This window comes from Streptomyces sp. SP18CS02, from assembly GCF_036322365.1.
Taxonomy (GTDB): Bacteria; Actinomycetota; Actinomycetes; order Streptomycetales; family Streptomycetaceae; genus Streptomyces.
The window spans coordinates 307929-324954 of the sequence record NZ_JAQYXC010000266.1 but is presented as its reverse complement, the minus strand read 5'-3'; the positions used below and the strand labels follow the sequence as shown (position 1 = coordinate 324954).

General features: G+C 72.6%; 13 protein-coding genes and 2 tRNA genes. 4 read left to right on the top strand and 11 right to left on the bottom strand.

Annotated features, from left to right (window positions below; genetic code table 11):
* Positions 1–238: 238 nt before the first annotated feature.
* The 3 genes from PUR26_RS09260 to pgsA are packed head-to-tail and all read right to left on the bottom strand — an operon-like array spanning position 239 to position 3038.
* On the bottom strand, positions 239–1399 hold the full coding sequence (locus PUR26_RS09260) for a glycosyltransferase family 4 protein (RefSeq protein WP_329871000.1): 1161 nt from the start codon (positions 1397–1399) through the stop codon (positions 239–241).
* Positions 1396–2382 carry a phosphatidylinositol mannoside acyltransferase gene (locus PUR26_RS09255; RefSeq protein WP_329870998.1) on the bottom strand — a complete coding sequence of 329 codons (987 nt, stop codon included), beginning with the start codon at positions 2380–2382 and terminating at the stop codon, positions 1396–1398. The genes PUR26_RS09260 and PUR26_RS09255 overlap by 4 nt, the downstream gene beginning before the upstream one ends.
* Complete coding sequence (gene pgsA / locus PUR26_RS09250) at positions 2379–3038, bottom strand: phosphatidylinositol phosphate synthase (RefSeq protein WP_329870996.1); 660 nt, start codon at positions 3036–3038, stop codon at positions 2379–2381. The genes PUR26_RS09255 and pgsA overlap by 4 nt, the downstream gene beginning before the upstream one ends.
* Positions 3039–3280: 242 nt before the next feature.
* On the opposite strand from pgsA, the gene PUR26_RS09245 reads away from it, so the two are divergent.
* A complete protein-coding gene (locus tag PUR26_RS09245; protein WP_329870994.1) occupies positions 3281–5491 on the top strand; it encodes an elongation factor G-like protein EF-G2 in 2211 nt (736 codons plus the stop codon).
* Positions 5492–5704: 213 nt separating this feature from the next.
* On the top strand, positions 5705–7342 hold the full coding sequence (locus PUR26_RS09240; RefSeq protein ID WP_329871070.1) for a hypothetical protein: 1638 nt from the start codon (positions 5705–5707) through the stop codon (positions 7340–7342).
* A gap of 33 nt (positions 7343–7375) precedes the next feature.
* On the opposite strand, the gene PUR26_RS09235 is transcribed toward PUR26_RS09240, so the two are convergent.
* From PUR26_RS09235 to PUR26_RS09220, 4 genes are all read right to left on the bottom strand, one after another.
* Positions 7376–7942 (bottom strand): HIT family protein, encoded by a 567-nt coding sequence (locus PUR26_RS09235; protein ID WP_329870992.1) that lies wholly within the window; start codon positions 7940–7942, stop codon positions 7376–7378.
* A gap of 84 nt (positions 7943–8026) precedes the next feature.
* The gene (gene thrS / locus PUR26_RS09230; RefSeq protein WP_329870991.1) at positions 8027–10003 is read right to left on the bottom strand and encodes a threonine--tRNA ligase; all 1977 of its coding nucleotides are present in this window, start codon (positions 10001–10003) and stop codon (positions 8027–8029) included.
* A gap of 120 nt (positions 10004–10123) precedes the next feature.
* On the bottom strand, positions 10124–11341 hold the full coding sequence (locus tag PUR26_RS09225) for a hypothetical protein (protein ID WP_443077016.1): 1218 nt from the start codon (positions 11339–11341) through the stop codon (positions 10124–10126).
* The gene (locus tag PUR26_RS09220; RefSeq protein ID WP_329870989.1) at positions 11341–11937 is read right to left on the bottom strand and encodes a DUF4365 domain-containing protein; all 597 of its coding nucleotides are present in this window, start codon (positions 11935–11937) and stop codon (positions 11341–11343) included. Before PUR26_RS09220 ends, PUR26_RS09225 begins: the two co-directional genes overlap by 1 nt.
* 256 nt (positions 11938–12193) lie before the next feature.
* Between PUR26_RS09220 and PUR26_RS09215 the strand changes: the two genes are divergently transcribed.
* Entirely contained in the window at positions 12194–12916 is a 723-nt protein-coding gene (locus tag PUR26_RS09215) for a 3'-5' exonuclease (RefSeq protein WP_329870987.1), read from the top strand.
* 121 nt (positions 12917–13037) lie between these two features.
* Here the strand turns inward: PUR26_RS09215 and PUR26_RS09210 are convergent.
* Both PUR26_RS09210 and PUR26_RS09205 read right to left on the bottom strand, forming a co-directional pair.
* Positions 13038–13109, bottom strand: a tRNA-Val gene (locus PUR26_RS09210).
* Positions 13110–13148: 39 nt separating this feature from the next.
* Entirely contained in the window at positions 13149–13598 is a 450-nt protein-coding gene (locus tag PUR26_RS09205) for an SRPBCC family protein (RefSeq protein ID WP_329871067.1), read from the bottom strand.
* A gap of 112 nt (positions 13599–13710) precedes the next feature.
* Here PUR26_RS09205 and PUR26_RS09200 point away from each other — a divergent pair, with 112 nt between their 5' ends.
* Positions 13711–16341 carry an SCO7613 C-terminal domain-containing membrane protein gene (locus tag PUR26_RS09200; protein WP_329870985.1) on the top strand — a complete coding sequence of 877 codons (2631 nt, stop codon included), beginning with the start codon at positions 13711–13713 and terminating at the stop codon, positions 16339–16341.
* 53 nt (positions 16342–16394) lie between these two features.
* Here PUR26_RS09200 and PUR26_RS09195 read toward each other — a convergent pair.
* Together PUR26_RS09195 and PUR26_RS09190 are read right to left on the bottom strand one after the other, a co-directional pair.
* Positions 16395–16469: transfer RNA gene (locus tag PUR26_RS09195), tRNA-Val, on the bottom strand.
* A gap of 66 nt (positions 16470–16535) precedes the next feature.
* Positions 16536–17000, bottom strand: coding sequence for a TIGR02611 family protein (locus PUR26_RS09190; protein WP_329870983.1), 465 nt, complete (start codon positions 16998–17000; stop codon positions 16536–16538).
* Between the last annotated feature and the right edge of the window lie 26 nt (positions 17001–17026).

Below are 17026 nucleotides of genomic sequence, written 5' to 3'. Positions count from 1 at the left end.
GGCTACCCGGGCGCCGGCCCGCCCCCTGCCGCCGGAGCGTGCCGCGGCGACCGGCCGGGTCCGCTCCCGTACCGGCGCCGGGCCCGAGCGGGGCGCGAACCGGGTCCGGGTGCGCCGGAGCGGCTCCGACGAGGCCCGGCCGGCCGGGCGCCGGGGCCCCGTGCCGGCGCCGGGCCCGAGCGGGGCGCGAACCGGGCGCGCGCCGACCGGGCCGGCCCGCTCCGGCCCTTGGCCGCGCCTACTCCCGAGTCAGGCCGAACCGGGCCCGCAGCCCCAGGCGCTCGTCCGTCGCCACCGAGGCCGCGCCGTCGGTCACCGTCTCGTAGACCGCCAGGATGTCCGCGCCCACCGTCGACCAGTCGAAGCGGCGGACGTGCGCGCTGCCCCGGTCGTGCAGTTCCCGGCGCCGGTCCGGGTCGCCCAGCAGCCGGATCGCCGCCCTGGCCAGGGCCTGCGCGTCCTCGTTGGCGAACAGCTCGCCCGCCGCCCCCTGGTCCAGGACCTGCGCGAAGGCGTCGAGGTCGCTGGCGAGCACCGGCGCGCCCGCCGACATCGCCTCGACCAGGATGATCCCGAAGCTCTCCCCGCCGGTGTTGGGCGCCACGTAGACATCCACGCTGCGCAGCAGCCGCGCCTTGTCCGCGTCGCTCACCATGCCGAGGAACTCCACCCGTCGCCTCATCTCCACGGGCAGCGACGCGACGGCCTCCTCCTCGTCGCCGCGGCCGGCGACCAGCAGCCGGGCCCCGGGACGCGCCGTGAGGATCTCCGGCAGCGCCTTCATGAGGACGGGCAGGCCCTTGCGGGGCTCGTCGATGCGGCCGATGAACCCGAGCGTGTCGCCCTGCCACTCCGCCTTCGGCTCGGCCTTGGCGAAGAAGTCCACGTCGACGCCGTTGGGGATGACCACCGCGTCGCCCCCGAGGTGTTCGACCAGGGTCCGGCGGGCGTACTCGCTCACCGCGATCCGGGCGCTGATCTTCTCCAGCGCGGGCTGGAGGATCGGGTACGCCGCGATCATCGCGCGCGACCGGGGGTTCGAGGTGTGGAAGGTGGCGACGATCGGTCCCTGCGCCGCCCAGCAGGACAGCAGACCGAGCGACGGCGACGCGGGCTCGTGGATGTGGATCACGTCGAAGGTGCCGTCGTGCAGCCAGCGCCGCACCCGCGCCGCCGACAGGAAGCCGAAGTTCAGCCGGGCCACCGAGCCGTTGTACGGGACCGGGACGGCCCGGCCCGCCGACACCACGTACGGCGGCAGCGGCGTCTCGTCGTCGGCCGGAGCCAGTACGGAGACCTCGTGCCCGACCCGGATGAGATGTTCCGCCAGGTCCCGGATGTGGAACTGGACGCCGCCCGGCACGTCCCAGGAGTACGGGCAGACGATGCCGATCCTCACGCGCGACGCTCCCCGGGGGCGTCGCCCGGCGCGTCCTCGCGCGCCGCGCGCGTCCCGCCCGCGGAGCTCCCGGCCGGCTGCCCGGGCCCCTCCTCCAGGTCGGCGAGCCACACCCGCTGAAGCATGTGCCAGTCCTCCGGGTGTTCGCTGATTCCGGCGGCGAAGGCATCGGCCAGCGCCTGTGTCATCGAGGACGACTTCTCGGCCCGGGTCCCCGTCCCGGGTACCTCGACGGGCGGGTGCAACCGGCCCCTCATCGTCGTGGGGCTGTCGTACCAGAGGGTCGCCGGCATCAGCAGCGCCCCGGTCTGCTGCGCGAGCAGCGCGGGGCCCGCGGGCATCCGCGCCGTCTCGCCGAAGAACGTCACCTCGACGCCGGAGGCCGACAGGTCGCGGTCGGCCACCAGGCAGACCAGTCCGCCCGCCCGCAGCCGCCGGGCCAGTGCGCCGAAGGCGGCGCCGCCGGTGTGCGGCACCACCTCCATGCCCAGTGACTCGCGGTAGGCCACGAACCGGTCGTACAGCGTCTCCGGCTTGAGCCGCTCGGCGACCGTGGTGAAGGGCACGCCCAGCGCACGGGTCGCCCAGACCCCCGCCAGGTCCCAGTTGGCCAGGTGCGGCAGTGCCAGCACCACCCCCCTGCCCGTGGCCAGGGTGTCGGTCAGGCGGTGCGCGTCCTCTATGACGACGTCGTCCTTCACCCGCCGCGCGTCCCACGTCGGCAGCCGGAAGGACTCCATCCAGTACCGCATGTACGAGCGCATGCCGGCCCGCGACAGCTCGGCCAGCCGTTCCGGCGTGGCGCCGGGCACCACGCGCGCGAGGTTGGCCTCCAGGCGCAGCACGCCCTTGCCCCGCCGCTTCCACGTCAGGTCGGCGATCCGCCTGCCCAGGCCGGTGGCCACCGGCTCAGGAAGCTTCTTGACGGTGCTCCAGCCCAGCCCGTACAGCGAGTCGGTCAGCCGGTCCCTGGCCCCGCTCATGACGCGGCCCCGCTTCCCGGGGCCGCGGCGTCGGCCTCGGCGGCCTCGCGGCGCACCGTCACGACGCGCTGTCCGAGCGTGACCGCGCTGCCCACGGCGACGATCCACAGCGCGATCGGCAGCAGCACCTGGACGCCCGGGACGCCGAAGCCGTGCAGGCCGGCCAGACCGGCCGCGACCAGCGAGATCACCAGGCGCTCGGCCCGCTCGACGAGACCGTTGACCGCCACCGGCAGGCCGATCGCCTCGCCCCTGGCCTTGGTGTACGAGACGACCTGGCCGCTGGCCAGGCAGAAGATGGCCACGGCGCACAGCACGTTGTCGTCGCCCCGGCCCGCGTACCAGAGCGCGAAGCCGCCGAAGATCGCGCCGTCGGCCACCCGGTCCAGCGTGGAGTCCAGGAAGGCGCCCCACCGGCTGGAGATCCCGGCCTGGCGGGCCATGTTCCCGTCCACCAGGTCGGAGAAGACGAACAGGGTGATGACGATGGTGCCCCAGAAGAACTCTCCCCGGGGGAAGAAGACCAGCGCACCCGCGACGACACCGGCCGTACCGATGAGGGTGACGGCGTCGGGACTCACCCCGCGGCGGAGGAGAAACGCGGCGAACGGTGTGAGAACACGCGTGAAAAACGCACGCGCGTACTTGTTCAGCATGGCCTTCCCGAGGGTCGGTGGGCCGCGTGGCCCCAACGGCCACCGGCTGGCCCATCGTAGCCAGGCCCGCGGCGCTCCAGCGCCGGGCACCCGCGGGTGCGCGCGCGGCGTCCGACGTATGGACGCAACCTTGCTGGAGTGGAAAGCTCGAAAGACCACCGCGGGCCTCGCCGGAGCCGCTCGCGGCTCCCCGGCCCCGCGCCCCCACCTCACCGTGCACGATGCGATCGGGAGGAAGAATCATGGGTGACAAGGCGAACGCACACCCCGGAGCCGCCGGCAGGGCGATAACGGCCGACCAGCCCTCATCGGTACGGAACGTGGTGCTGGTCGGCCACAGCGGATCCGGCAAGACGACCCTGGTCGAGGCCCTCGCGCTGACCGCCGGAGCGGTCAACCGGGCGGGCCGGGTCGAGGACGGCGGCACGGTCTCCGACTACGACGAGATCGAACACCGCCAGCAACGCTCCGTACAGCTCTCCCTGGTGCCGCTCGAATGGGGCGGCTGCAAGATCAATCTGCTGGACACCCCCGGATACGCCGACTTCGTGGGCGAGCTCAGGGCCGGTCTGCGGGCCGCCGACGCGGCCCTCTTCGTCGTCTCCGCCGCCCAGGAGGCCGACGCGGTCGCCGGCTCCTGCCGCGCGGTCTGGGAGGAGTGCGCGGCGGTCGGCATGCCCCGGGCGATCGTGGTCACCCACCTCGACACGGCCCGCACCGACTTCGAGGAGCTCACCGGGGTCTGCTCCCGGATCTTCGGCGACGACGACCCCGACGCGGTGCTCCCGCTCTATCTGCCCGTCCGGGGGCCGGAGGGCCCCGACGGACACGCCCCGGCGACGGGTCTCGTCGGGCTGCTCACGCAGAAGATCTTCGACTACTCGACCGGGGAAAGAAAGGAAAACCCGCCGGACGACTCGCAAGTTCCCCTCATCGAGACGGCTCGTAACCGGCTGATCGAAGGAATCATCGCGGAGAGCGAGGACGAGACCCTCATGGACCGCTATCTCGGCGGTGAGGAGATCGACCTCGGCACGCTCATCGAGGACCTGGAGAAGGCCGTCGCCCGCGGCGCCTTCCACCCCGTGCTCGCCGCCGCGCACGCCGCTCCCGGCGCCAGGCAGGGCCTGGGCACGGTCGAGCTGCTCGACCTGATCACCCGCGGCTTCCCCAGCCCGCTGGAGCGCGAGGCGCCCCTGGTCACCACCCCGCAGGGCGCCATGCGCCCCCCGATCAGCTGCGACCCGGAGGGACCGCTGGTCGCCGAGGTGGTGAAGACCGCCTCCGACCCGTATGTCGGACGGATCTCGCTGGTACGGGTCTTCTCCGGCACCCTGCGCCCCGACGAGACGGTGCACGTGTCGGGGCACGGGCTCGTCGACCGGTCGCACAACGGGCACGCCTCCCACGACCTCGACGAACGGGTCGGCGCCCTCTCCGCCCCCTTCGGCAAGCAGCAGCGCCAGCTCGACCGCTGCATCGCCGGCGACCTCGCCTGCGTGGCCAAGCTGGCCCGGGCCGAGACCGGCGACACCCTCTCCGGCAAGGACGACCCGCTCCTCATGGAGCCCTGGGCCATGCCCGACCCGCTCCTGCCGCTGGCCATCCAGGCGCACAGCAAGGCGGACGAGGACAAGCTCTCGCAGGGACTCGCCCGGCTGGTCGCCGAGGACCCCACCATGCGCCTCGAACAGAACCAGGACACCCATCAGGTGGTGCTGTGGTGCCTCGGCGAGGCCCACATGGACGTCGCTCTGGAGCGGTTGCGCAACCGGTACGGCGTCCAGGTCGACGCCGTACCGCACCGGGTGTCGCTGCGCGAGACCTTCGGCGACAGCTCGGCGGGGCGCGGACGGCACGTGAAGCAGTCCGGCGGCCACGGCCAGTTCGCCATCTGCGAGATCGAGGTCGAACCGCTGCCCCCGGGTTCCGGCATCGAGTTCGTCGACAAGGTGGTCGGCGGGGCCGTGCCGCGTCAGTTCATCCCCTCCGTCGAGAAGGGCGTGAGGGCCCAGGCGGCGCGTGGCGTCGCCGCCGGGTACCCGCTGGTCGACGTGCGCGTCACGCTGCGGGACGGCAAGGCCCACTCCGTCGACTCCTCCGACGCCGCGTTCCAGACGGCCGGCGCCCTCGCCCTGCGCGAGGCGGCGGCGGACACCCGCATCCACCTTCTGGAGCCGGTCGCCGAAGTGCGGGTCCTGGTGCCCGACGAGTACGTCGGTCCCGTGATGAGCGATCTGTCGGGACGGCGCGGCCGGGTGGTCGGAACCGAACAGGCCGGCCAGGGGCGCACTCTCGTACGGGCCGACGTCCCGGAGATCGAGATCGGCCGGTACGCCGTCGACCTGCGTTCCCTCACCCACGGGACGGGCCGTTTCGACCGTAGCTACGCCCGTCACGAGGCGATGCCCCCGCAGGTCGCGGACAGGGTCCGCGAACGCGTCGCCCACTGAGGCCGGTTACCGGTGCCGTCCGTCCAACTCCACCGGGACGGACGGCATTCCGAGGTCCCCTGACGCGCGCCCCCTGCCCCCGATAGGCTGTAGTGCCCAGCTCAGCAGGTGTGCGGAGCGGGCTCGTTGGGAAGAGGCCGGAACAAGCCGCAGTGCCGCGGTACGACATCCGCGGCAGCGGCGGAACACGCGGCGATGGGGGCGGCAGTGACAATGGACAGTTTCGGCCCCGGGGCACAGGTCCCGCTCCAGGGGTCGGCCGGACAGACGGTGGCCACGCACGCGCTGGCCTCCGCCGCGTACCGCGACAGCCCGGTCGAGGAGATCCTCAAGGCGAACAACGAATGGCACGAATCGGCCGTCAAGAAGGGCAAGTTCTCCCTTCTCGAACCCAATCTGGGGGAGGCCTTCTCGCGTGCCGTGCAGGTCCGCATGCTGGGCGGTGGCCGCAAACCGCTGATCCAGTCCTTCGGCACCGAGCCCCAGCCCGTCGTCGAGCACTGCCTCGCCGCGACCGGCATCCGCAAGCAGCGGGACAGGACGCTGACCCTGATCACCCTGGTCTGCGGCGTCCTCTTCCTGCCGGGCCTGCTGATCTGGCTGGCCGTCTTCCAGTTGCGCCGCACCCTGGCCGGCGCCTCCGACAAGCGCGCGGGAGCTCTCGGCACCGCGCTCCTCGCCGCCGTCGGCTTCCTGGCCGTGATCTTCCTGATCAAGCTGCCCTTCACCGGCGTCCTGGCGGTCTATCTGCGCCTCATGGTCGTCGCCCCGGTGGTGGGCTGGTTCCTCGCCAAGCGGGTCTGCGAATCCACCGCGAAGGACCTGCGCGCGCGCTGGGACGGACTGCTCAGCGGCGGCGGCGTGGGCCCGAAGATCCCCGAGGCCGTCCCCCAGGACCCCAACGAGACGGCGGCCGAGGAGCTGCGCCAGTCCCTGGAGAAGCTCACCGCCGAACAGCGGTCCAACGTCGTCTTCTACGCGGGCCCCAAGGGGATACTCGGCATGGGCACCCGCTGGGGCGGCTGGCACCTCGCCGAGGAGCTCGTCCCCCAGGCCGGCAAGGAGATCCACGCCTTCCGCACCTGGGACGTCATCCGCCCCATCCACGACCAGCTGAAGATGCTGGAGCGCGGCACGCTCAAGACCGGCTTCCCCACCCCGTCCGTGAACCACTGGATCGTCTCGCCGGTCGGCGAAGGCGCCAAGGAGGTCGCCCGGCCGGAGGGCGAGAACATCGTCACCTACCTGGTGAAGCCGCACGAGATACAGCGCATCTGCAACGAGAACCAGTTCGGCAAGGGCAACCGCCACTACCTCGGCGTCCAGTTCACCCTCTGGGACGGCCAGCTGGTCCTGACGATGATGGTCACGGTCACGGCACTCCTGCACACGCTGCGCATCGAGGTCACCGGTCACGCCCTCGGCCCGGTCCACCCGCTCTTCACCACCAAGCCGTCGCCCAAGGTCAAGGAAGTGGCCAAGTCCGTCCGGTTCTGGGAGACCAAGGAGATCCCCCAGCCGCTGGTCGAGACCAACGAGGTCGTGCGGCTCGCCGTCCGCGCCCCGCTGACCTGGTTCCCGCCGGTCCTGGACTTCCTCGGCGGCAAGCTGGTCCTGCCGGAACCGTTCGGCCTGCGGCACGCCTGGGCCGACAAGCCCTGGCGCCACCGCTTCATGGCCGATGACGCGATCCGCGCCGCCACTCCCGTGATGCGGGCGGTGCACACCGCCACCATCAAGATGCTGGAGGAGCACGGCGTCGACACCGAGCGCTTCGCGAACCGCTCCATGGTGCTCAGCGGCTTCGTCCAGGACCCGGCTCCGAGGAAGGCCGACGTCTACGACGCCTGAGCGGCGGCGCGGGGGCCCGGACCGACCGCGAGGTCAGGCTCCCGCGCTCGGCCAGGCCTCCGCGAGCATCTTGCGGGTGTCCCCCAGGAGCTGCGGCAGGACCTTGGTGTTGCCGACGACCGGCATGAAATTGGTGTCGCCGCCCCACCGCGGCACGATGTGCTGGTGCAGATGGGCGGCGATGCCGGCGCCGGCCGCGGCGCCCTGGTTGAGCCCGATGTTGAAGCCGTGCGCGCCGGAGGCCGAGCGCAGCGCGACCATGGCCTGCTTGGTCAGCACCGCGAGCTCCGCGGTCTCGGCCTCGTCGAGCTCCGTGTAGTCGGCGACGTGCCGGAAGGGCACCACCATGAGGTGGCCGCCGTTGTACGGGTACAGGTTCAGCACCGCGTAGACCCGCTCACCGCGCGCGACGATCAAGCCGTCCTCGTCCGATGCGGACGGAATGGAGCAGAAGGGGCAGCCGTCGCCGGCCCCCGGGCCGGTCGGCTTGTTCTCCCCCTGGATGTACGCCATCCGGTGGGGCGTCCACAGGCGCTGGAACGCGTCAGGCGTCCCGACTCCGATCTGCTGCTCCGGCTCAGTCGTCATGCGGGCCAGCATATTCGCTGCCGATGACGGGGGAAGCGGCGAGGGGCGGCCCCGGATGGAACCGCCCCTCGGGACCCCGCGGGCGCGGGGATCCGCTCACACCTGTACGCGGCGCTCCACGACGTCGAGGAGCTTGGCCAGGGCCGCCTCGCGGGCGATCCCGTTCTCCTGGGAGCCGTCCCGGTAGCGGAAGGAGACGGTGCCCGCGTTCATGTCGTCGTCACCGACGATGATCATGAAGGGGACCTTCTGCTTCTGCTGGTTCCTGATCTTCTTCTGCATCCGGTCCGAGGAGGAGTCCACGTCGACCCGCAGGCCCTTCTTCCTGGCCTCGGCGGCGAACGCCTGGAGGTACTCCACGTGCGCGTCGCCGATCGGGATGCCGACCGCCTGGACCGGGGCCAGCCACGGCGGCATGGCGCCCGCGTAGTGCTCCAGCAGGACGGCGAAGAACCGCTCGATCGAGCCGAACAGCGCGCGGTGGATCATGACCGGACGCTGCTTGGTGCCGTCCGGGCCGGTGTACTCCAGGTCGAAGCGCTCGGGCAGGTTGAAGTCCAGCTGGACGGTCGACATCTGCCAGGTCCGGCCGATCGCGTCCTTGCACTGGACGGAGATCTTCGGGCCGTAGAAGGCGGCGCCGCCCGGGTCCGGGACCAGGGGCAGGCCCTGCTTCTCGGCGACCTGCCGCAGGGTCTCGGTCGCCTCCTCCCACACCTCGTCCGAGCCGACGAACTTGGTCTCGTCCTTGGTGGACAGCTCCAGGTAGAAGTCGGTCAGACCGTAGTCGCGCAGCAGGTCCAGGACGAAGGTGAGCGTCCGGTCGAGCTCCGCCGCCATCTGCTCCTTGGTGCAGTAGATGTGCGCGTCGTCCTGGGTGAAGCCGCGGGCCCGGGTCAGGCCGTGCACGACGCCCGACTTCTCGTAGCGGTACACCGTTCCGAACTCGAACAGGCGCAGGGGCAGCTCGCGGTAGGACCGGCCCCGGGCGTCGAAGATCAGGTTGTGCATGGGGCAGTTCATGGGCTTGAGGTAGTAGTCCACGCCCTCGTCGAGCTGCATGGGCGGGTACATGCCGTCGGCGTACCAGTCCAGGTGGCCCGACTTCTCGAACAGCTTGCCCTTGGTGGCGTGCGGCGAGTAGACGAACTCGTAGCCCTCCTCCTCGTGCCGCTTGCGGGAGTAGTCCTCCATGACCCGGCGGATGATGCCGCCCTTGGGATGGAAGACCGCGAGGCCGGAGCCGATCTCGTCCGGGATGGAGAAGAGGTCCAGCTCGTTGCCGAGCTTGCGGTGGTCGCGCTTCTCGGCCTCGGCGAGGAAGTCCAGGTGGGCCTTCAGCTCGTCCTTCGACGGCCACGCGGTGCCGTAGATGCGCTGGAGCATCGGGTTCTTCTCGCTGCCGCGCCAGTAGGCGGCGGCGTTGCGCATGAGCTTGAACGCCGGGATGTTGCGGGTGGTGGGCAGGTGGGGACCGCGGCAGAGGTCCTTCCAGCACAGCTCGCCGGTCTTGGCGTCCAGGTTGTCGTAGATGGTCAGCTCGCCGCCGCCCACCTCGACGTCGGCGCCGTCGTCGCTCGACGCGGAGCCCTTGATGCCGATGAGCTCCAGCTTGTACGGCTCGTCGGCCAGCTCCTCGCGGGCGGCCTCGTCGGTCACCACCCGGCGGGAGAAGCGCTGGCCGCGCTTCTGGATCTCCTGCATCTTCTTCTCGATGGCCTTGAGGTCATCGGGGGTGAAGGGCTTGTCGACGTCGAAGTCGTAGTAGAAGCCGTCCTTGACCGGCGGGCCGATGCCCAGCTTGGCCTCGGGGAAGAGCTGCTGCACGGCCTGCGCCATGACGTGCGCGGCGGAGTGGCGCAGGATGTTCAGGCCATCCTCGGAGGAGATCTCGACCGGCTCGACGCTCTCGCCGTCCTTGATCTCGTACGCGAGGTCCTTCAGCTCGCCCGCGACCCGCGCGGCGACCACGGTGCGCTCACCGGCGAAGAGGTCGGCGGCCGTAGTGCCCGTCGTCACCACGCGCTCTTCCCGCTCGGAATCGCGTTGGATGATCACACGGACGTCTGACACCGGTCTCTCCTGACTGAAGGGGAAGCGCCGCGTTGCTCGGCGACTGTTCGACTGGCCATGCTACCGAGCCGCCGCCCCGCCCCGCGAAACGGTTTCCCCCGCGTCCGGCGCGGGCCCCGCTCACTCTCCGGGTCCGCACGCCTCCCCGAAGAGTCCCAGGTTCTCGTGCAGGGATTTCATCAGCCGGTCCCGTTCCGCCTCGTCGACCTGCACCGGGACGACTCCGGAGGCGTCGGTGAGCCGCCGGAAGCCGCCCCGGCTCTCCAGCCGGCCCACCACCCGGACGGGCAGCCCGACCAGATGGGCGTGGCCGGCCGTGCGGTACGACTCCTCGTCCAGCGCCACCCGTACGTGCGGCACGTCGGCCCCCTCCAGCACCCGCAGGCGTACGGTCCCCCCGCCCCGCGGCCCGGACCTGCGCATCCGGACCACCGTGCCGGTGATCCCCACGTGCACGGACGGCTCGCCGCTGAGGTAGCGGACGCCCGCCTCGCGCAGGGCGGGCAGGTCCCCGGGCGAGAAGTCGACGGGTTCGGGGCGGGCGGCGCAGCCGTCGGGCACACCGGCGGCGGGGGCCCACTCCAGGGCGATCCTGGCACCCTCGGCGCCTCGTACGAGCGCGATCAGCGCGTCGGTCAGCTCCCGGCTCACGCCCGCCTCGACGGCCGAGTCGAAGACGTCCATCCCGCCGGTGGCGCGCCGGTAGTCGACGGCCTCCCGGGCGGCGTACAGCGCGTGGTAGAGCCGTACCGCGAGGCCCCGGCCGGGGTCCACGGGGACGAAGGCGGTCAGGCCCCGGCCGTCGGGGGCCGCCCCGACGAGGACGCCGTCCAGTACCGCCCGGGCCTGCCGGCGGTGGCGCGCACCGTGGTAGCCGACCCGGCCGCACACCGCGAGCGCCCCGGCCAGCAGGATCTGGCGGGCGGCGGAGCGCAGCTGTTCCTGCACGGTCCAGGGGACCGTCCCGGAGGCGCCCGGGGGGACGTCGCGCCACCAGCGGATCTCGTCGCTGGGGACGCTCAGGCCGATGAGGACCTCACGTGCCGAGGGCGAGCCACAGCGGGCGAGGGCGCTGAGCGCCTCGCCGACGAGGTCCTCGCAGTCGGGGAAGGCACGGCTCTCGGGGACGAGGAGGCTGGTGGCGTCGGCCCCCGGGCCCGGGGGGGTCCAGCGGTGGTAGCGCCCGGCGGCGCCGCCCCGTCGCCGCCAGCCGTGACGGCCCAGCAGGGCGCCGAGGACGCGGGGGTCGACCTGGCCGGGATCGGGGGTGCCGGTCCAGGCCAACGGGGTGTCGCTCGTGGGGTGTTGCCGCATGGGTTCGTCGATCGGCCGGTGCATCAGGGTCTCCCTCCCGCCCCGACCCGGGTCATGATCTCGCAGAGCGCCCGGTCGTCGAATATCCGCGAGGTGGGTACGCGCACGGTGGTGCGCCGCCTGCCGGTGACGGGATGCCCGGCGAGGTTGGTCCAGTAACAGCAGTGCCGCAGGTCGAGCCGGTCATGGCCGGCCCGCAGCCATTCGTCCTGGGTCCGGGGGACCAGCATGACGACGAGGATCTTGTGCACCGAGACGGGTGTGCGGGCCAGCTTCACCAGGTGGTCGTTGTCGAGGGTGAACGAGAAGGCGGCGCCCGGCGGGCGGGGCGGGATCTGGTACGTGCATTTGAGCTGCACCTTGATGGTGACTTCGTCGTCGACGACATGCCCGGGGGCACTGTGGCTGACGTGCCAGTCGATGCCGTTGTCCGGAAAGGGTTGTGACAGCGAGCATCCGGCCGCGGCGGCCACGGCGTGGAGGTAGCCCACCTGGAGGGTCTCCATGCACGCGGTGGTGGCGAGTGCGCCGCGCTGCGGTGCCGACTGCTCGGGAAGCAGTCCACCCCTGCGGCTTTCGGCGCGTGAGGTGCCCCCAGGTTCGGGCTGCGCGAGCGCCATGGCTCTTCGGGCCTCCCGGGCTGTTCGACGGGTTCACCGCGGTGGTCCAGCGGCGGTTCGAGATGAATAGGGGTGAATTGGGGTAAATCGGCGAGGTGTTCGCGGTGCTGCCACGGAGCTTTCGCGACGGAGCGTCATGCTTCGCGCTCCCCACCTGTGTTGTCACCGGTCGGCGTACGGCGCAAACAGCCCGGGTATCACCGTTTCGGGCAGAGGGATCGAGCCATCTGCCGGGTAGGCGCGAGGAGTTCGGAGTATGACGCTCTGGTACGAGGGGCCCCTGGCCGCATTTGACACGGAAACCACTGGAGTCGACGTCGAGGAGGACCGGATCGTTTCGGCCGCCGTGGTGGTGCAGGACACCGCGGGCGGGCGCGTGCGCACCAGCCGCTGGCTGGTGAACCCGGGAGTGCCGGTGCCACCCGGCGCCACCGAGGTGCACGGGCTGACGGACGATCACCTGCAGCGCAACGGCAGGTGGCCGGCGCCCGTGATGGAGGAGATAGCGCGGGTGCTGGCCGAGCAGTGCGCGGCGGGCCGGCCCCTGGTGGTGATGAACGCGCCGTTCGATCTGACGCTCCTGGACCGTGAACTGCGCCGCCACCGCGCCTCGTCGCTCTCCCGCTATCTGAGTGCTCCGCTGTGCGTGCTGGATCCGCGGGTACTGGACAAGCACCTGGACCGCTACCGCAAGGGACGCCGGACGCTGACCGACCTGTGCGCGCAGTACGAGGTGGCACTGGAGGGCGCGCACGACGCGGCCGCCGACGCGACCGCGTCGCTGGAGGTGGTGCGGGCGGTGGGGCGCAGGTTCGCCTCGCGGCTGGAGCGGCTGACGCCGGCGGAGCTGCACACCTTGCAGTCCGTGTGGCACGCGGCCCAGGCGCGCGGTCTCCAGGCGTGGTTCGCGCGCAACGGGTCGGAGGAGCGCGTGGATACGGCGTGGCCGTTGCGGCCGGAGCTCCCGGCGGCCGCGTGAGGCGCCGCGGCCGGAGCTTCCGGCGGCCGGGTGGGGCGCCGCGGCCCGGGATCCGCGAGGGCGGCCGTGGGGGCGGCATGCAAGAAGGCCGGTCCGTGACGCACGGACCGGCCTCTCCCGGTGGGCGATACTGGGTTCGAACCAGTGACCTCTTCGGTGTGAACGAAGCGCTCTCCCACTGAGCTAATCGCCCGGGAACGGACTGAACCATACAGGCCCCCGCGGGTTTCGTTCAAACCGATCGGAGGAGTCCGGCCAGGCCGCGGCGACCGGCCCTCATCATCAGGGCGTGGTTGGCGAGGAAGACCGGCCGGCCGGGCACGGCGAATCTGCGCATGAGCCGGCTGCGGACGTCGACCTCCTGCTCGTACAGGGCGCGCGAGCCGCCCTCGCCGTGGGCGGTGACCGTCCAGCGGGCCCATCCTTCGAGGTCGCCGCCGAGGGCGATCTCCAGCACGCGCGCGGCGGGGTCGTTGTGCCGTTCGGCGACGGTGACGACGAGGTCGTACGGGAGGAAGGAGCGGAAACGGGCCCGGCCGGTCCGCCCGTCGAGGCGGGTCGCCTCCCGCACCTGCGGCCACCAGCGGGGGTACTCGTCGGCGCGTTCCAGTACGGCGAAGACCGTGTCGGGCGGCGCGGGCAGGGCCCAGACGCTACGGAAACGGAAGTGGCACCAGTCCATGGTCCATACATGCTCCGGCGGGGCGTACTCATGCGGGGCGGCGGACATGAGTAGCGGATCTGAGTACGGGCGCGCATGCCGGGCGGTGTGGCCGCCACCACACTCCCCCCTCATGGAGAACGTTCCGCCGCCCGCCGAGGAGTTGGCGATCCTCGACCACGAGCTGGCCCTACTCGACGCACGCCGCGCACGATTGCTGGCCCGCAGGGCCTGGCTGCTGGGTGTGCTGAACGGGGCGACCGTGCCTCCGGCCCCCCTGCCCGCCCCCTGGCCGGACGGACCGAGGGGTTCGTCCACGGGCTCACCGTCGCCGTTCGCCGCTCCGCGGCCCGCGGAGACCACCGCGCATGGTGCGCAGAACGTCCTGCTCACCCTGGGCGGGGTGCTGCTGGCCGTCGCCGCGATCGCCTTCACCCTGTTCAGCTGGGGTCACCTGGGGATCGGCGGCCGCGCCGCCGTGCTCGCCACGGTGACGGTCGCGGCGCTGGCGGCGCCGGTGACACTGCTGCGGCGGGGGCTGGCCGCGACCGCGGAGTCGGTGGCGGCCCTGGGGCTGGTGCTGATGGTGCTGGACGCGTACGCGTTGCACCGGGTGGCGATGCCGGAGGTGGACGGCCCCGGGTACGCGGCGGTCGTCTCGGGCGTGCTCGCGGCGGTGTGGGCGGCGTACGGCACGAGGGTCGGCGCTCTGCGTCTTCCGCTGCCGGTGGCGGTGGGGACCGCGCAACTGACACTGCCGCTCGGAGCGCTGGCCTCGGCGGGCGGCGGGCTGACGGCGGGCTGGGCGCTGCTGGTGACGGCGGGGCTCGATGTGCTCGCGGTGCTCGCGGTGTGGCGTCGGCCGGGTGCCGCGCGGGACGTGGCGGGTGCGGGGGCGGTCGTCACGGGTGGCGGCGCTGTCCTGACGGGCACCTGGCTGTCGCTGGTCCAGGGGGGCGCCGCCCCGGCGGTGCTGCTGCTGGTGGCCTCGGCCGTGTCGGTGGGCGTGGCGTGGCGGGTTCCGGCGGTCGCGGTGGCCTGCGCTGCGGCGGGCGGCGCGGTGGCGGTGGCGGGCGCGGGCGGTCTGGTCCGGGAGGTCGCCCCCGCCCACTGGGGGGTGCCGGGCTATCTGCTGTGCGCGGTGATCCTGGCGGCGGCGGTGCGCGGTGTGCCGGCGCGCGGGGTGCGGCTCGGCCTGGCGGGGGCGTCGGCGGCCGTCCAGGGTCTGACCCTGGTGTGGGCGCTGCCTCCGGTGGCGGCCGCGCTGATGACGCCCGCGACGCAGGTGGCGCACGTCTGGTCGGACGTTCCCGTCCGGATTCCGGAGGTGCCCTGGACGTCACTGGTGGTGGTCCTGACGGTGGCCGGTAGCGCGGCGTTCGTCCGGATCGCGGCGGCCCGGTGCGCGGCCCTCGTACTGGCGTGTACGGCGCTGATGGCGCTGCCGGTGACCCTGCCCCTGCCGTACGCGGCAACGGTGGCGGCGCACACGCTGGTGGTGGCGGTGTCGCTGGTGGCCGCGGTCCGGCCCGCGGCACTGACGTGGCGCCTTCCCGCGCCGGCCGGCTCGGCGGGCCCGGATGGTGCCGCTGATACGCCTGATGCTTACGGCTCTGAGGGTGCCACTGGGGTGGCCGCTGCTTCCGGCACCGCCGATGCCTCCGGTGCTTCCGACGCGGCCGGCCCCGCTCTCGCCCAGCCCGGTCCGGACGCCCAGGCCGGCCCTCCCGCCGGGCCGCGCTCCGCGGTGGACGCGGTACGGATCACGGTTGTGGGGTGCGCGCTGGCGGCGGCGGTGGCGGTCGCGGTGTCGGCGCTCGCCGTGGAGACGGCGTCGCTCTCGGTGGCGGCGGCGCTGACCGTCCTGTTCGCGGGCGCCGCGCTCACGGCCCGGCCCCCGCACGGGGCGGACGCCGGGCCCGCCGCCGGCCTGCCGGAAGCGGCTCGGACCGTCCAGACGCTGCTGGCGTGCGTGACCGTCGCCGCGGCCACCGGCTTCGTGGCGGCTGCCGCCGTCTCCGCGGGGCTGCCGGTGCACGGCGTCGCCCTCGCCCTGCTCGCCGTGCCGGCGGCGACGGCCGCGCTGGGCGCGCGGCTGCGGCGCCACCCGGTCGCCCTCCCGGTCGAGCTGACCGGCGCGGGTGCCGCTCTGCTCGCGGTGGGTCTGGCGACGCCCCGGCCGGCCGTGCTGGCGCTCGTGCTGGGTCTGTGCGGTGTGATCGCCGCCGCCACGGCCGTACGCCCCGAGCGGCGCCCGGCCGCCGGCTGCGCGGCCACCGCGCTCCTCGTACTGGCGGCCTGGGTACGGCTGGCGGTCTGGGAGGTCTCGGTCCCGGAGGCGTACACCCTGCCGGTGACCGTGCCCGCGGTCGTGGTGGGCGCGCTGCGCCGTCGGGGCGACCCGGGGGCGTCGTCCTGGAGCGCGTACGGACCGGGGCTGGCCGCCACGCTGCTGCCGAGCCTGTTCGCCGCGTGGACCGACGCACAGTGGGTCCGGCCCCTGGTGCTGGGTGGTGTGGCGCTCGCGCTGACACTGGCCGGGGCACGGCTGCGTCTGCAGGCCCTGCTGGTCCTCGGCGGCGCGGTGCTCGCCCTGGACGGCCTCCACGAGCTGGCGCCGTACGTGATGCAGGTGGTCGGTGTGCTGCCCCGATGGCTGCCCCTGGCCGTGGCGGGTCTGCTCCTGCTCGGTGTGGGCGCGACGTACGAGCAGCGGCTGCGGGACGCCCGGCGTCTGCGGGAGGTCTTCGGCCGGATGCGGTGAGGAACGCCGAAGGCCCCGGAGACTGAATCGGTCTCCAGGGCCTTCGGTCCGGGTGGTGGGCGATACTGGGTTCGAACCAGTGACCTCTTCGGTGTGAACGAAGCGCTCTCCCACTGAGCTAATCGCCCGGGCGCACCGCAAACATTACCCCATGTCAGCGGGGCCCCCGACCACCCGCGGCCGGTGCCGGGGCGTCACTCGTTGATCTTCCAGGGCATCACGAGACCGAACTTCCACAGATAGATACCGACCAGCACCACCACGATCACGAAACCGATCGTGGTGAGGATGATGTTGCGCCTGCGCACCCGTGGGTCGAGGGCCCGCTGCGCCGCCTCCGTGACCTTGCGCTTGGTCCAGCGCAGCACGAGCTGGGCCCAGACGAACTCGGTGGCCCAGATCGCCATGCCGCCGAAGATCACCACCCAGCCGGGCCCCGGAAGCACCAGCATGGCCACACCGGCCCCGACGACCGCCAGACCGACGATGAACACGCCGACCTGCCAGCTGACGTGCAACGTCCGCCGCGCCTTGATGAACTGGGGCGCACGAGAACCGAGTACCGGTTCCGCGTCCGCGCCTTCCGTCACGTCCCCCGTCGCGGGTTCCTTGGCCACCGGCTGGGCGCCCCTTTCCCGCTCGTCACTCTCCGCATTCATGAGGCCCAACTTACCCGACAGCCCCC